General features: G+C 60.2%; 12 protein-coding genes. 6 read left to right on the forward strand and 6 right to left on the reverse strand.

Annotated elements, in window-relative coordinates; genetic code table 11:
- Positions 1 to 258: 258 nt before the first annotated feature.
- From AC3EA7_RS05685 to arsM, 6 genes are all read left to right on the forward strand, one after another.
- A complete protein-coding gene (locus AC3EA7_RS05685) occupies positions 259 to 1779 on the forward strand; it encodes a carboxypeptidase M32 (RefSeq protein WP_488613067.1) in 1521 nt (506 codons plus the stop codon).
- 219 nt (positions 1780 to 1998) lie between these two features.
- A complete protein-coding gene (locus AC3EA7_RS05690; protein WP_488613068.1) occupies positions 1999 to 2715 on the forward strand; it encodes an expansin EXLX1 family cellulose-binding protein in 717 nt (238 codons plus the stop codon).
- 255 nt (positions 2716 to 2970) lie between these two features.
- Complete coding sequence (locus AC3EA7_RS05695; RefSeq protein ID WP_488613069.1) at positions 2971 to 4818, forward strand: 2-oxoacid:acceptor oxidoreductase subunit alpha; 1848 nt, start codon at positions 2971 to 2973, stop codon at positions 4816 to 4818.
- A 140-nt stretch (positions 4819 to 4958) separates the two neighbouring features.
- Positions 4959 to 6005 (forward strand): 2-oxoacid:ferredoxin oxidoreductase subunit beta, encoded by a 1047-nt coding sequence (locus tag AC3EA7_RS05700; RefSeq protein WP_488613070.1) that lies wholly within the window; start codon positions 4959 to 4961, stop codon positions 6003 to 6005.
- Positions 6006 to 6325: 320 nt separating this feature from the next.
- Positions 6326 to 6691: an ArsR/SmtB family transcription factor gene (locus AC3EA7_RS05705; protein ID WP_488613071.1), complete on the forward strand. Its 366-nt coding sequence runs from the start codon at positions 6326 to 6328 to the stop codon at positions 6689 to 6691.
- Positions 6692 to 6878: 187 nt separating this feature from the next.
- A complete protein-coding gene (arsM, locus tag AC3EA7_RS05710; RefSeq protein WP_488613072.1) occupies positions 6879 to 7715 on the forward strand; it encodes an arsenite methyltransferase in 837 nt (278 codons plus the stop codon).
- A 193-nt stretch (positions 7716 to 7908) separates the two neighbouring features.
- Here the strand turns inward: arsM and arsJ are convergent, their stop codons facing one another.
- The 6 genes from arsJ to AC3EA7_RS05740 all read right to left on the reverse strand — a co-directional run bounded on the left by arsJ (position 7909) and on the right by AC3EA7_RS05740 (position 15069).
- A complete protein-coding gene (arsJ, locus tag AC3EA7_RS05715; RefSeq protein WP_488613073.1) occupies positions 7909 to 9207 on the reverse strand; it encodes an organoarsenical effux MFS transporter ArsJ in 1299 nt (432 codons plus the stop codon).
- A gap of 16 nt (positions 9208 to 9223) precedes the next feature.
- Complete coding sequence (locus tag AC3EA7_RS05720) at positions 9224 to 10234, reverse strand: ArsJ-associated glyceraldehyde-3-phosphate dehydrogenase (RefSeq protein ID WP_488613074.1); 1011 nt, start codon at positions 10232 to 10234, stop codon at positions 9224 to 9226.
- A gap of 25 nt (positions 10235 to 10259) precedes the next feature.
- A complete protein-coding gene (locus tag AC3EA7_RS05725; protein ID WP_488613075.1) occupies positions 10260 to 11015 on the reverse strand; it encodes an arsenate reductase/protein-tyrosine-phosphatase family protein in 756 nt (251 codons plus the stop codon).
- A 20-nt stretch (positions 11016 to 11035) separates the two neighbouring features.
- The gene (locus tag AC3EA7_RS05730; RefSeq protein ID WP_488613076.1) at positions 11036 to 11803 is read right to left on the reverse strand and encodes a metalloregulator ArsR/SmtB family transcription factor; all 768 of its coding nucleotides are present in this window, start codon (positions 11801 to 11803) and stop codon (positions 11036 to 11038) included.
- A gap of 206 nt (positions 11804 to 12009) precedes the next feature.
- Complete coding sequence (locus AC3EA7_RS05735) at positions 12010 to 12618, reverse strand: MSCRAMM family protein (RefSeq protein WP_488613077.1); 609 nt, start codon at positions 12616 to 12618, stop codon at positions 12010 to 12012.
- Between the two features lie 171 nt (positions 12619 to 12789).
- Positions 12790 to 15069 carry a choice-of-anchor Q domain-containing protein gene (locus tag AC3EA7_RS05740; RefSeq protein WP_488613078.1) on the reverse strand — a complete coding sequence of 760 codons (2280 nt, stop codon included), beginning with the start codon at positions 15067 to 15069 and terminating at the stop codon, positions 12790 to 12792.
- Between the last annotated feature and the right edge of the window lie 442 nt (positions 15070 to 15511).

Genomic DNA, 15511 nt, shown 5'->3' on the forward strand with positions numbered 1-15511 from the left:
GGCAAGAGGCGAGAGGCGAGAGGCGAAATGTTGAACGTTGAAGGTTGAACGTTCAACGTGGTCTGCGCCCCTCCTTGCATTCACGCGCTGACGCAATACGTTTATTCGCAGGTAGAGCCACAGAGACGCAGAGGGCGCAGAGAGAAGCATCGCGCCCTCACCGATGCCATTCGCTTATTCGTTACCGCATTCGCTTATTCGCTGACGCATTTGTTGACGCATTCGTTCATTCGCTGACGCACAACGGGACACTTTACCATGCCCATACCACCTGAACTGACCGAACTCAAGGCGCGGCTCCACGAGATCTACGATCTAGAGATGGCAGCGGCGCTGCTGAACTGGGATCAGACAACCTATATGCCCCCCGGCGGTGCGGCAGCGCGCGGTCGCCAACTGGCAACGCTGGGGCGCATCATTCACGAGAAACAGATCGACCCGGTGATCGGGCGCCTGCTCGATGCGCTGCGTTCCTATGAAGAGTCGCTCCCGCCTGACGCGCCCGATGCTGCGCTCATCCGGGTGGCGCGGCGCGACTATGAGCGCGCGACGCGCATTCCCGCCGCGTTCACTGCTGAACTCTATGCGCACACCGCCGCCAGTTACGATGTCTGGACGCGCGCGCGTCCGGCGAACGATGTCGTCGCCGTACTTCCCTTCCTGGAACGCACCCTCGACCTCAGCCGCCGTTTTGCGGAGTTTTTTCCCGGCTACGAGCACATTGCCGATCCGCTGATCGACATGGCGGATTACGGCATGCGCGCCGCGACGATTAAACAGATCTTTGCGGAACTTCGCCAGGGACTCATCCCGCTGGTCGAACAGATCACCGGTCAGCCGCCGGTGGATGACTCGTGTCTGCATCAATTCTTTCCTGAAGCGCAGCAGTGGGCGTTTGGCGTTGAGGTTATCACGGCGCTGGGATATGACTTCACCCGCGGACGGCAGGATAAGACGCTGCATCCCTTTATGACGAAGTTCTCGCTGAACGATGTGCGCATCACCACGCGCTTCGACGAGTACGACCTCGGTTCAGCGCTCTTCAGCACCATTCATGAATCCGGGCACGCAATGTACGAGCAGGGCATTGCTCAGGAGTTCGAGGGGACGCCGCTCGCCTCTGGCACGTCCGCTGGCATGCACGAGAGCCAGTCGCGTTTGTGGGAGAATATCGTCGGGCGCAGCCGCCCCTTCTGGGAACATTTCTATCCGCGTTTGCAGGCGACTTTCCCTGAGCAATTAGGAAACGTGCCGCTCGAAACCTTTCACCGCGCAATCAACAAGGTGCAGCGCTCTCTCATTCGCACCGAGGCGGACGAAGTGACCTACAACCTGCACGTCATTTTGCGCTTCGACCTGGAACTGGCGCTGCTCGAAGGAACGCTCGCCGTGCGTGATCTGCCCGAAGCCTGGCACGAACGCTACCGCAGCGACATCGGCGTTGCCCCGCCGGACTACCGCGACGGCGTGTTGCAGGATGTCCACTGGTACGGCGGACTCATCGGCGGTTCGTTCCAGGGATATACGCTGGGGAATATTATGGGCGTGCAACTGTTCGATGCCGCCCTGCGCGACCATCCCGACATCCCGCAGCAGATTGGCAGCGGCAGGTTCGACACGCTGCGCGAATGGACGCGCGAGCGGGTCTACCGCCACGGACGCGCCCTCGATGCCGACGATATTCTGCGCCGCGCAACCGGCAGATCGCTCGACGTGCAGCCGTACCTGGCGTACCTCTGGCGAAAATACGGCGAGTTGTACGGTGTGACGCCAGTATGAAGGTGACGGTCACATAGGATGTCCGGGTTGGAAGAGCGTTGCCAGCGAGTCTGGCGATGTCAGCGCTGCTGGCGCGCCAGTAAACGTGACCGTCACCAATGGGCGCTGGGGATCTGCCCCTGCCGACGTGGTGAGTTCATGGTCAGGGGCAGTTGAGCATGCTATGCAGGTCTCTGTGCCTTCATGCCTTTGTGCAATCCATCACCTCAGGAGACGCCCATGCCGCTTCGCATCCTTGCCTTTGCCGGCGCTTTTCTCCTTATCGCCGGCATCATCCCGTCCGCCAGAGCGCAGAACGACACCCATACCGTCTACCTGCCGCTCGTTCTCCGTGATGCGCTCTATCGCAGCGGCGAAGGAACGTACTACGCCGCCGATGGCACAGGCAACTGCATGTTCGACCCATCGCCGCATGATCTGATGGTGGCGGCGATGAACCACGCTGACTACGATAACGCTGCCCTGTGCGGGGCCTTCATCGAGGTTATCGGACCGAAGGGCAGCGTTATCGTGCGCATTGTTGACCGCTGCCCGGAGTGCGCGCGCGGCGATGTCGATATGAGTCCGCAGGCGTTTGCTCGCATCGCCGATCTTGCCGCCGGGCGCGTCCCCATCCGCTGGCGCATCGTCAGCCCCAATCTCACAGGACCGATCGCGTACCGCTTCAAAGAGGGCAGCAACCAGTGGTGGACGGCAGTGCAGGTTCGCAATCATCGCAATCCCATCGCTCGATTCGAGTATCTGCGCTCTGATGGCCAGTGGCAGAATGTGCCACGAACGATGTACAACTACTTCGTGGCGAGCAGCGGCATGGGACCAGGACCTTACACCTTCCGCGTCACCGATATGTACGGCAATGTATTGACCGACACTGGCATCCCTTTTGTCGAAGGCGGCGTGATCAATGGCGCTGCACAGTTTCCGCCAGCGCCTTGAATCTCCCGCGTTCTTTGTGCACTTTGCAACAAAAAAGGAGTATAATATCATCGATATTGAACAGCAGCCGGTATGTGTGCATCTCCGCGTCATGGAAATGGTCTCGTAACGCATGGAACGCCATCATACATCCGGCCATGACGGCCTGTAGTTTGGGGGTGATCGAAGACCGCCGGTGAAGTGGCGATCTTCATCACCCTCTTGTATCTGTTCGAGGCGGGCGCTCCGCCTGCTTTCATCACCTGGAGAACGTCTATGATACAGATGCCTGACACTGAAACCCAGCCACGTCCGCTTGAGCATCCAGCAGCCGAACCAATTGTGAACGACTTTTCGATTGTCGCTGCGACGGTCAACGGTTCTGGCAGCCAGACGGCGAACAACGTTTTGATGCGCGCCATTTTCAAGATGGGTGTGCCGGTCAGCGGCAAGAACCTCTTCCCGTCGAACATTCAGGGGCTGCCGACCTGGTTCACCATTCGCGTCAGCAAGGACGGCTACACGGCGCGCTGCGAGACGACCGAGATTCTGGTCGCCTTCAATCAGCGCACCGCCGATGAAGACCTGGCATCACTTGTGCCCGGCGGCGTCTGCGTTCATCCGAACGACATCAAGTTCACCAATCCGCGTTCAGATGTCCACTTTTATGCGATACCGGTGCGCGACCTGGTCAAACAATCCGGCGTCGATGCGAAACTGCGCGATTACATCGCCAACATGGTCTATGTCGGCGCTCTGGCGGAACTGCTCGGCATCGACATGAACGAGATCAAAGCGGCGCTCGAACGCCATTTCAAAGGCAAAGCCAAATCGGTCAGCCTGAACTATGGCGTCGTCGCTGCGGCTGCCGAATGGGTGCGCGCCAACCTGCCGAAGACCGATCCGTTCCGCGTGGCGCCGCTGGACAAAACGCAGGGTCTGATTCTGGTCGATGGGAATACTGCCGCAGCCTTCGGCGCATTGATGGGCGGGATGACCGTCTGCGCCTGGTATCCGATCACCCCCTCGACCAGCCTGGTCGATGCGATGACGGAACTGGCGCCAATCCTGCGCGCCGACTCGGAGACGAACACAACGACGTATGCCATTGTTCAAACCGAGGACGAAATCGCCGCCGCCGGCGTGATCGTCGGTGCAGGATGGGCTGGCGCACGCGCTATGACCGCCACCTCCGGTCCTGGTCTTTCGCTCATGAACGAGTTCGTGAGCCTGGCATACTTCGCCGAGGTTCCCTGCGTCATCTGGGATGTGCAGCGCGTGGGACCGAGCACCGGTCTGCCGACGCGCACCTCGCAGGGCGATGTGCTGTCCGCCTACTACATGGGGCACGGCGACACCCATCACGTCATTCTGTTCCCCGGCAACATGACCGAGTGCTTCGAGTTCGGCTACCTGGCGTTCGACCTTGCCGAGCGATTACAGACTCCGGTGCTCGTGTTGAGCGATCTCGACCTGGGGATGAACAACTGGATGTCCGAGCCGTTCTCCTATCCCGACAGGCCGCTTGACCGCGGTAAGGTGTTGAGCGCCGATGAGTTGGAGCAATTCAAGGATTGGGGACGCTACAAAGATATTGATGGCGATGGGATTCCGTACCGCACGCTGCCGGGCAATCCTAACCCGCGCGCGGCATACCTGGCGCGTGGCACCGGGCATAATGAGTTTGCCCTTTATAGCGAACGGCCCGAAGACTGGCAAAAGAACCTGGATCGTCTGACGCGCAAACATCATACGGCGCGCTCCATCGTGCCAAAGCCGGTTGTGCAGGAGGCCGAAGACGCAACGATTGGGATTATCGCTTATGGATCGACCGACTCCGCAGTGCGCGAGGCATGCGACGGGTTGCGTGCGCATGGGATCATGGCAAGCTACCTGCGCATTCGTGCGCTGCCGCTGGAGTCGACGCTCACCGATTTTCTGGCGAAGTACGAGCGCGTCTACATCGTTGAGCTGAATCAGGATGGGCAGATGGCGCAACTGGTGCAATTGCATGCGCCGGAGGCTGCGGCGCGTATTCGTTCGGTGCACATCTGCAATGGTCTGCCAATGAGCGCCCAATTCGTGGTCGAGTCGATTATGCGTGCAGAGCATAGCGTTGCATGACGACCCCACAGAATGCGCACCGGAGGCGCGTCGCAGGGGCGCCCCTGGCGGGCGCTCGGAGCGGAGCAGCGCCGGAAGGCGTCGCGCCGCCGGGTTCAAAACCGGAACGGTTGCCACAATAGCACACAGGAGAAGACTCCATGACGGTCGAAACCAAAACCAACGGCAAACCGAATGTCAATAGAATCGGGCTGACAAGCCAGGACTACCGTGGCAGAGAGACGACGCTTTGCCAGGGATGCGGACACAACTCGATTACGAGCCAGATTATTGCAGCAGCGTTTGAGTTGTCACTTGCGCCGCATCAGGTCATCAAGATGAGCGGGATTGGCTGTTCGTCCAAGACGCCAGCCTACTTCATGAGCCGCTCGCACGGCTTCAACACGTTGCACGGACGTATGCCCTCGGTAACGACCGGCGCAGTGCTGGCGAATCGCACGCTGCTGGCGATTGGCATCAGTGGCGACGGCGACACCGGCAGTATCGGGTTGGGGCAGTTCAAGCATATGATCCGCCGCAATGTGCCGGTAGTCTACATCGTTGAGAATAATGGCGTCTATGGTCTGACGAAAGGGCAGTTCTCGGCAACCGCCGATGTCGGGCAGACGCTGAAGTATGCCGGCACGAACGTCCTGCCGCCGATCGATATCTGCATCGAGGCGCTAGCAGCCGAGTGCGGCTTCGTGGCGCGCTCCTTCGCCGGCGACGCCAAACAGGTGCGCGAGCTGCTGAAGGCGGCGATGTCGTTCCACGGCACGGCAGTGATCGATATCATCAGCCCGTGTGTGACGTTCAACAACCATCACGACTCGACGAAGAGCTACGATTACGGCAAAGCGCATGAAGAGCGCTTGCAGGATATTCAGTTCATTCCACGCTTCGAGGAAGTTCACGTCGAGTATGAAGAAGGCGGCGAGCGATACGTTCAGTTGCACGACGGCCCGCTGATCAAATTGCGCAAATTGGGGCGCGATTACGACCCGACAAACCGATGGCAGGCGATAGAACTCCTGGAACGGGCGCGCCAGAACCACGAATTTATTACCGGTCTGCTCTATATCAATACCGGACGGCAGACGTTGCACGAGGTGATGCACCTGACCGACACGCCGCTCGCATATCTGCCGGAAGAGCAGTTGCGTCCATCGCGTGAGCGCTTCGCGCAGGCGATGCGGGAGTTCCTGTAGTCAACGTTTGCCTCTCGCCTTTGCAGAGACGTAGGGTGCGGGTCTCAGACCCGCACCTCCGCAGATCCTGCCCCCAACGTAGCTGTTCATGCTCTCCCTGGGAGCGCAGGGGTGATGTGCAGTGTCTCGGGGCGGCGGGGCGTCGTGCGTTGGCGCTTGCTGAGGCCATTCTGCCGCCGCTTCTCCTTTTCGGGGCCTACCCCCAAACCCCCGCTTTGGGCGCCTGGCGGCATCGCTGTCCCCAACCGTGAACAATTACATCCCGACAACATATTGACAGTCTTCAATATGTATGCTACACTCTTGCCGAGGAAAACGATATGACGCTTCATGATCCGATTGAACGAGTACGCGGAACTCGCTGTTGCACTGATAGCGCTGCTCCTTCGTTGAGCCTGGCGGAAGCGCAACAGGTCAGTGACGACCTACAGCTACTGGGGCATCCCGTGCGCTTGCTCATCCTGGACGTGCTGGCGCGGTACGCGGGGAAGGTGTGTGTGTGCGATCTCGAAGCGGCGGTGCCGGTCAAGCAACCGACGGTTTCACACCACCTGCGCCTGTTGCGCGAAGCCGGTCTGGTCGATGCCGAGCGCCACGGTCCCTGGATGTACTACTTCATTCGCCGCGAGGCGCTGGAAGCGTTACGCGCCCGTATCACACGCGCACTGGCGTTGGTAGACGCATAATTTTTTTAGCCATCATATCGATGATTGTCAATATAATGGCAGTGATGAGCGCCTGGTGCAGTAGGATGCCTTTGGTCCTCGCCCGACGACCGGACGAATTGGAGGGAAGACGTGCGATGAACATCACGCGGTTCAAGCCCGATAACCGGCTGTTGCTGCTTCATTTACCGTAAAGGAGATAGCCTCGATGACTCAACGTTCCTCATCATCGGAAACGATCAAAGACCAGGTGCGCGATCACTATGCTCAGCGCATTCAATCCGGCTCGTGCTGCGGTTCCTCGTCTGGATGTCGTGATAACAATACACCGACGGAAGTCGCGCTCTACGGCGCCGGGACGATTTCGACTTTGCCGAAAGGGGTGGTCACGACCTCGTTCGGCTGTGGCAACCCGGTGGCGCTGGCATCGTTGGGAACCGGCGAAGTCGTGCTCGACCTGGGATCTGGCGGAGGGCTAGACGTGTTGCTGGCAGCGCAGCGTGTCGGCGCGACAGGATATGTCTATGGTCTCGATATGACTGACGAGATGCTGGCAGTGGCTCGTCGCAATGCGGAAAAGGCAGGCGTGACCAATGTCGCGTTCCTCAAAGGCGATATCGAGCATATTCCACTTCCCTCGAACACGGTTGATGTCATTATCTCCAACTGTGTGATCAATCTCACGCCGGACAAAGCGCTTGCTCTGAACGAGGCGTTCCGTGTGCTCAAACCGGGCGGACGGCTGGCGGTTTCCGATATTGTGATCGACGGTGATCTAAGCGTATTCCCCGTCACCGAGGAGCAGATCCGCGCTGCGCTGAGCTGGACGGGGTGCATCGCCGGCGCATTGACGATGGAGGAGTATCGCACCCTGCTCAGCGATGCCGGATTTGTCGATATTGCCGTGACCGTACAGCACCGCTACGCGATCGACGACGTACCTTCGGAGGCGTCTGCGGATCTGGCCACGCTCCCGGCAGACGTGGTGAATGGTCTGGCGGAATGTTTTACAAGCAGCGCAATCACGGCTCGAAAGCCAGAGTGACGCCTCTGCAACTCCTGTTCACCACGCTTGCCCGTCCATTGCCCGGCGCGCTTCGGTTAGCTGAGCCTGTCGAAGCCAACCGAAGCGCGCGCCGCGTACAGCACGTGGCATGTGGTCGCGCGAGCAACGTTGGCTGAGCCTGTCGAAGCCCACGTTGCTCGCACAACGATGAATGGTGCTGTGGAACACTTGGCTACTCCCCGCCGTCGCCGAATGCCGCCACCACCGGCGCGCCCGCCTCGCGGCGCGGCAGCGCCACCGAGATGATTCCGGCGGTAAGCACGAAGGCGACCGCGAACCAGAGACACCCGACCAGCCCCCAGATTTGATAGACCGCGCCGGAAAGCACCGTTCCCGCCAGACGCCCCATCGCGTTCGCCATGTAGTAGAACCCGACTCCCATCGCAGCCTTGTCGCTCTCGGTGTAGGCAAGAATGAGATAGGAGTGCACCGACGAGTTCATGGCGAAGATGATGCCAAACGCAATCAGTCCGCCAACGACGACCAGCGTCGGATCGACGCCGCTGGAGAGCGCCACCGCGATGCCGGCCGGGAACGCCGCCAGCACGAACGCCAGCCACATCGCCGTTTGTCCATCCGGGACGCTGCCGTGCGCAATACCGGATTCATCGACCTTCATCCGGCGTTTGATGACCTCTGGCGCCGATGCCTGCACAAACCCGTAGCCGATGACCCAGATCGCAAGGAATCCGCCGACCTGCCAGAAGTTCCATCCCAGCGCCGTGTAGAGGAAAACCGGCAGACCGACGACGAACCAGACATCACGGGAAGCGAACAGAAAGATGCGCGCTGCTGCCAGAAAATTGACAGCGCGATTGTGCGAAAACATCTGGCGGAACTTCGCCTTCTTGTTCGCCTTGCCAAGATCGCCGCGCATCAGGATTGCAGTGACGACCAGCGCCGTGATGACCAGCCCCGCCAGAATGAAGATCGCAGTGCGAAACCCGACCAGGTAGAGCAGCAATCCGCCGACGAAGAAACCGACGCCTTTCAGCGCATTCTTTGAGCCGGTCAGGATCGCCACCCATTTGAAGAGCGTCGATTGCGCATCCTCGGCGACGATCAATTTGACCGCACTCTTGCTGCTCATCTTCGTCAGGTCTTTGGCGATGCCGGAGAGCGCCTGTGCAACCATAACGTAGGGCACCGTCAGCCAGGCGGAGTCGGGGAGCGCCAGCATGCTCAGCGCCACAAACTGCACGCCGAGACCGGAGAAGAGGGTGCTCTTCAGCCCCATGCGCGCCGCCAGGTAGCCGCCGAACAGGTTGGTGACGATGCCAAAGATTTCGTAGAACAGGAACAGCATCGCCACCTGGAAGGGCGAATAGCCGAGCTGATAGAAATAGAACAGCACCAGCATGCGGATCGCGCCATCGGTGATCGTATCCGCCCAATAGGCGCCAGTCACCAGAATGTAGTTGCGCAAATCGTTCGACGCTGTGCGTGACGCTGCAATATCTGCGGTTGCCATGGTTCCTTCCTCGCCTCTAATCTAACGACAGCGCCACTTTCCGCGCCAGCTCGACGTAACGGTTCGCGTAACCCCACTCGTTGTCGTACCAGGCGAAAATCTTCACCTGCGTCCCGTTGGTGACCATCGTCGAAGGTCCGTCGATGATCGCCGAGCGCGGGTCGTCCTTGAAATCGACCGAGACAAGCGGGCGATGTTCGTACCCCAGGATGCCCGCCAGCGGACCTTCGGCAGCGGCGCGCAGCAGCGCATTCACCTCGGCGATGGTCGTCGGGCGTTGCACCTCGAAGACGCAGTCGGTAAGCGACGCATTCAACAACGGCACCCGCACGGCGATACCATCGAGTTTCCCCTGTAATTCGGGGAAGATCAGCCCGATGGCGGTTGCCGAGCCGGTCGTCGTCGGAATGAGCGACAGACTGGACGCGCGCGCCCGGCGCAGGTCCTTATGCGGTGTGTCGAGGATGCTCTGGGTGTTGGTCATGTCGTGAATGGTCGTGATCATCCCGTGGACGATCCCAATCCCTTCGTGAATAACCTTGACGACCGGCGCCAGACAGTTGGTGGTGCAGGAAGCGGCGGTCAGGATATGATGTTCGGCGGGATTGTACCAGTGGTCATTCACGCCCATAACGATATTGAGCGCACCGTCTTTGACCGGCGCCGCGACGATGACTTTGCGCACGCCTGCGTCGAAGTATGCCTGCAAGGTCTCACGGGTGCGGAATTTCCCGGTGGCTTCGAGAACGATATCGACGCCGGCGGCGCGCCAGGGAACGGCGCCTGGTTCTCTGACACTGGTGTAGCCAATTGGAACGCCTTCGACGACCAACTGACCATGTTCGGTCTGAATGTCGCGCTGCCAGCGCCCATGGACCGAGTCGAACTCGAGCAAGTGGGCGGCCGTTTCGACCGGGCCGCCGATCTCGTTGATATGGACAATGGTGATGTCGGTCCAGCCCCACATCGCGCGCAGTGCAAGGCGACCTATCCGACCAAAGCCGTTGATACCGATTCGTACAGTCATACTTCGTTTTCCTGTTTCTTTCCGGTTAACACTGTTCTCGTTCGAGCAGGATATGCAAATATCGAATGCGATTGGACAGTTGGGTTGCCACCTGATGGAATGCGCGCCGTTGCTCAGCCTCATCTTCAATTGCCGCCGGATCGGGAATACTCCAGTGAATGGCTTCTTTCAAGCCGGGAAACACCGGACACACCTCACGGGCGCGATCACACACAGTAATGACGTAATCGAAGGGTTGACCAAGAAATATATCGTAATGCTTCGATTGTTGCCCACTGATATCGATATGTATCGACGCCATCGTCTCAATAGCCATCGGATGCACCTTGCCGGGCTGGCTTCCGGCGCTGAGTACTTCAATCGCACCGTGGCTGAATGCACGCAGCAATCCTTCCGCCATCTGCGAACGCGCGCTGTTGTGGGTACAGAGGAACAGGACGCGCGGTTTCGCACGCGGTGCGGTTTCCTCTTCCGCTTCGGCGGGCGTTGGCGCAAGCGCAGGATGGATCATCCGGCCAGCCGTTGCATACCGCTGCTGCAACTGCTCCAGATCGAGATGATAATACCGTTCGCCGCCGACGTCGCTCAGGCGCGCCGTGACCAGCCCGGCGGACTCCAGATCGGCAAGTGCAGCGGCTACCGTCTCGGGAGGCTGTTTGATGGCGTTACTCAGTTCGGTTGGGCGCTCGTCGCTCCGCGCCAGCCGCATCAGAACGGCGTAGCGCGTCGGGTCGGCGAGCAAACGGAAGAAATCGACCATATCGTGCAGGGTGGCGTCCATGACCCTCTCCTTACTTCCTATCAGTTTGAATTGATAGAGACCAGCGGCAGCAAACCGAGCAACCCTTCAACTCGCACCCGCAGTTCATCGCGCACCGCGCGGAACGCAGTCAGTCGTTCCGACTCATCACCGGCGACGGCGACCGGATCGGGGATGCTCCAATGCAGGCATAGCGGCGCATCCAGTGTCGCTATGCACTTCTCACGCGCCAGATCGCAGACCGTCACCACCACAGCAGGGGCCGGATCGGCAACATCGGCAATGCTCTTGGCGCGCTGATAGCCGATGTCGATGCCTGCTTCCGCCATCACCTGAACCGCCAGCGATTGCACGCCAGCCGGCGCCGTACCTGCGCTGCGTGTGATGATCCGTCCGCCGCTCAAATGGCGTAGCCAGGCTTCGGCGATCTGTGAACGCGCACTGTTGCGGGTACAGATAAACAGCACCGGACCCGTGACGGATGACGGTGGCGCTGAACGCATCGGCAGCGCCAGCGCGCCGCCGATCGATTGGAGATGCCGCTGAAGCGCCGCAAGGTCCAGCCCATAGTAGAACACTCTGCCATCGGCGTCGCTCCGGTGCGTGCGCACAAGCCCGGCCTGGCGCAGAACGCCGAGATGATACGATACCAGGTTTTGCGGCAGATCGAGGCGCTCGCAGAGTTCGCCGACCTGCCGGTCGCTCCAGCGCAGTTCGCCGATCAACCGCCAGCGCGTCTCGTCGCCGAGCAGACGCAGCGCCTCCGGCATCGGCTGAGTTGTTATGGTCTGTTGATGGATGAGAGTCATTGCCGATCTTATGGTTCAGGTGTCGTCTGTCAGGAGTATAGCAGAGGTTGCAAAAAATATCAAACAGGATTGATGATTAAGAATGCGACGCAATAGGGGCAGGTCTCAGACCTGCCCCTGCCAACCCCCCGCATCCGCCCCCCGTCGGCGGCAATCCGGCGGGCGCATCGGATGCTTCCAATGGCGTGGTTATCGGGACGGCGATTCTATCGCGTTGCGCGCCGCATCAGAAATCCGCCGCCTGCCAGCAGCATCACCCCCAGCGCCGCCATCCATGTCATCCATGTCATGTCGTGGGCTGCTCCGGTAACCGGCAGCGCCGCTGGCGGCGTCTCGGGCGCGGCATGTTCGGCAAGTCCCTGCGCAGGCGCTGCGGACGGGCTGCGGAATGCCAGGTCCTGCCGCGCAGTCTCTCCCTCTGGCAGCGTGATCGTGATTGCGCTCTGGGCAGGCGTCCCGCGCTCAGGCGGAACGATCAGTTCCACAACATACGTTCCCGGCGTCAGGTTCTCGCGTCCATAATTGCCGTTCGCGTCCGTCGTCAATGCCTGATCGTTGATGCGCACGGTCATCTCGGCAGCGGGGCCGCCGGTCGTCAGATCAATGACCGTTCCGACAATCCGCCCCAGGCGCGGCTCGCGACGCGGTTCCTCCGAGGTGACAACGGACGTGACGACCGGCGTCAGCGTTGGACGGGGCGGCAGGTCTTGCGCCTGCGCCAGGCGCGGCGAAGCGGAGAACAATCCAATGCTCCATAGCAGCAACCACGCTCCCGCGAGCATCAGCGCGGCTGCAATGAGTTTTCTGGCGTTCATGGTGGTTTCACCTGCTCTGACTGTGAGGGTTAAGAGTTAGGGGGTGTTGTGGTTCCCCCTACACTCTTTTCGCCTTCCATCTTCAACCTTTTCCAGGGCGTTCATCCCAGAGACGTCTCTATGCCCATAGACGCTCATCAGGAGCGCCTTAACGCCAATCTCTGGCATCGCTCAGGGACGCGGATACGCCGGTCGCTCAGGGAGGAGAGACGTTTGCGCCGCGCCCGCCAGCATGGCAGGCGGCGTCCACGGCGGGGCCAGCGGGTTCGCGCCGCTGACCGTCAGACCGTCGCGCACGCCGCGGTTGTTCGTTTCGTCCGATTCAAGCACGGCGCCGCTCGCACCAACCGTATTCCAGCTATCCGCCAGGGCATAGATCGTCGTCGTGCCGCTTGCCAGCCATCCCGTCCAATAGGTTCTGAGCGGGTCGTATCCGCTGGCAGTGCTCAGCGTGATCTCCTCCCCCGGTTGCAGCGTCCGGGTTACACCCCAGACGACGCCAAAACAGGGGCGCAGCGTACATCGATCATGCCAGAGATCGTTGATCTGCGGCGGACGATCCGGATTAAAGTAGAGATCGATCCAGAACGGTCCGGCTGGCGCAGTGCCGATGTTCCTGACCGTCACCCGAATCTCAACTGGCTGCCCGGCGGTGAAACTCGTCTGGTCGGGAATAATATCGATGCCGGCAATGATCAGGTCGGGCTGCCCAGGACGCACAATCAGCGGCAGATATGCCGGATGCAGCGATGGGGTTGCGGCAGTAACCACGCCGCTGATCGGGAAAGTGAACGGATTTTCGTCGGCGTCGCCATTGACAAAGGAGAGAGCGCCGCTGAACGTGCCTGCCGTTGCCGCCGTCAGTTGCACAGTAAACGTGACGGTGGCGCCAGGGGCGACCGGTCCGGCAGGGAATGCGCCGACGACTGCAAAACCGGATGGGATGGTCAAGGCGCTGAGCGTTAGCGGCGCCGTTCCCAGGTTATGAATGGCAAACACGCGACTGACCGGTGTGCCGAGAGTGGTTGAGCCGAACGAGACCGCCGTCACCTGATTATTCGTCAGATCCGGGCTGCTTGTGTCGGGACCGTCGTACACCGCGATTTCGGGCAGAGGTTCAGCCTCAAAGGCGCCGATGTCGCAGGCGCTGCCCTGCGGTCGAGCGATGCCGCGCTGGTCGACGTCAAAGGGGCTGCTGCCGCAGCCATTGACGCTCACCTGGTCGAGTGCAGGCGAACCTGCGAGCAGCGCGTGCGTCGGTGTGGGACCGCCGTTATTGGCGAGCGGACCAAGCAACGGGTTGATCGGCGTTGTCGACTCGACCGCACCGCTGTTCTGGGTGGTCGTTCCATTGGGATCGCCATACTGATCGCCGGTGGTATTCGCGGAGAAATCATAATCGCCGACATTTCCGATCAGGTTGTAGCCGTCACTGGCGATAAAGCCGGCAATATCGAGATAGTTGCCTGTTCCTGTTGAAGTGTCGGCATTGCCAGCAACCAAAGCGCTGCGCAGGGTGATGCTGCCGTTCAGGGCGCCGTCGCCGCCGGTTTGCGCGCCGGTAACGGTGGTGTACTCGATCAGAGCGAGAGCGTCGCTGTCCGACAGTATCGCGCCGCCATTGCCGCTTGCCCGATTGCCGCTGAACGTGCTATTCCTGACGGTCATCTCGTGGAACGCAGCAATGGCGCCGCCGTCGCTAGTCGCCTGGTTGCCGCTGAACGTTGTGCTGCTGATCGTCGCCTGTCCGCCGCCGTCGACCCGGAACGCGATCGCGCCGCCGCTGCTGTCGGATTGGTTGTTGCGGAATAGACTGTCGGTGATTGTGCCATTGAAGTTGAGCGTGAACATCGCGCCGCCGTCGCTGCCAGCGCTGTTGTTCTCAAACACGGTGCGGTTGAGTGACAATTCAGCGTCGCGCGCTGCGATGGCGCCGCCATCATATGTTGCACGGTTGTTCTCAAAGACGACGCGATTGAGCGTCAGTCGGGCGCGGCGTGCCAGGATCGCGCCTCCCTCTTCATCTTCTGCATCGCCGTTGCGGAAGGTCAGGTCGTTGATTGTCGCCTCAACGATGTTTGGCGAGATCGCCCTGAAGTACAGAAAACGAAACCGCGGACTTCCATCCGCGCGTTCGATGGTTGCGCCATTGCCGTTGATGGTCAGGCTGTTGACTGAACTGCTATCGAAAACAACCGTCGGCAACCCATTCGGACCGTCAGTTGTGTTGTGCACTGCGGTCAGGGTATAGGTGCAGCCGGTTGCGAGGTTGATAGTGTCGGGCTGATTATTGCTGTTTGCAGTGTTAATGGCGGTGATAAGCGCTGCAACGTCGCCGCACGGAATAGTAAACGTCGCCGCCTGGCTTGCGGGTGTGGCGAGCAGCCAGCCCGCAGCGAGCACGAGCAGAAAGAGGAGCGTCACAAAAGAGAAAGGCCTGGAATGGTGCATGATCTCATCCTGGTGCTATGATTCGGAACGTCAGGCTACAAAAGTTCGTCAGGGGGTGGGGATTGGTCAGCCGATCCCAAAGCGTTTCTCAGAAAGGCTGCTACAAAGGCGCAGATGCAAGGGAAGCGGCTGCCTCGTCATCGCCGACCATAGTCAACCATTGTGAGAAATGCAGCAGGAGTCGTGCGGGCATCACCTCCTTCAGACGGCTTACGCACAGGCGGGGTATGCGGGATTTCGCGCAAGTATACACGATCTAAACCGAATGAGGCGCCGTGGAGATACGAATCCCTTTTGCATTCTTCACTACCGTACACTTTTTTACGCAAAGCTACTCTACCATCTGGAAGGCAACGGGAATCTCTTTGCCTTCGTTCAAAAGGTGCTCCAGCAAGCGCAACCCCAACTGAAAGAGGCTCAGATCGCAACGCTTGCCGCGGTG

The sequence above is a fragment of the Roseiflexus sp. genome (assembly GCF_057785375.1).

Bases quoted from the DNA above. Each gene is read 5' to 3' on its own strand.
- AC3EA7_RS05685 (WP_488613067.1), top strand. From the start codon at position 259: ATGCCCATACCACCTGAACTGACCGAACTCAAGGCGCGGCTCCACGAG.
- AC3EA7_RS05690 (WP_488613068.1), top strand. From the start codon at position 1,999: ATGCCGCTTCGCATCCTTGCCTTTGCCGGCGCTTTTCTCCTTATCGCC.
- AC3EA7_RS05695 (WP_488613069.1), top strand. From the start codon at position 2,971: ATGATACAGATGCCTGACACTGAAACCCAGCCACGTCCGCTTGAGCAT.
- AC3EA7_RS05700 (WP_488613070.1), top strand. From the start codon at position 4,959: ATGACGGTCGAAACCAAAACCAACGGCAAACCGAATGTCAATAGAATC.
- AC3EA7_RS05705 (WP_488613071.1), top strand. From the start codon at position 6,326: ATGACGCTTCATGATCCGATTGAACGAGTACGCGGAACTCGCTGTTGC.
- arsM (WP_488613072.1), top strand. From the start codon at position 6,879: ATGACTCAACGTTCCTCATCATCGGAAACGATCAAAGACCAGGTGCGC.
- arsJ (WP_488613073.1), bottom strand. From the start codon at position 9,207: ATGGCAACCGCAGATATTGCAGCGTCACGCACAGCGTCGAACGATTTG.
- AC3EA7_RS05720 (WP_488613074.1), bottom strand. From the start codon at position 10,234: ATGACTGTACGAATCGGTATCAACGGCTTTGGTCGGATAGGTCGCCTT.
- AC3EA7_RS05725 (WP_488613075.1), bottom strand. From the start codon at position 11,015: ATGGACGCCACCCTGCACGATATGGTCGATTTCTTCCGTTTGCTCGCC.
- AC3EA7_RS05730 (WP_488613076.1), bottom strand. From the start codon at position 11,803: ATGACTCTCATCCATCAACAGACCATAACAACTCAGCCGATGCCGGAG.
- AC3EA7_RS05735 (WP_488613077.1), bottom strand. From the start codon at position 12,618: ATGAACGCCAGAAAACTCATTGCAGCCGCGCTGATGCTCGCGGGAGCG.
- AC3EA7_RS05740 (WP_488613078.1), bottom strand. From the start codon at position 15,069: ATGCACCATTCCAGGCCTTTCTCTTTTGTGACGCTCCTCTTTCTGCTC.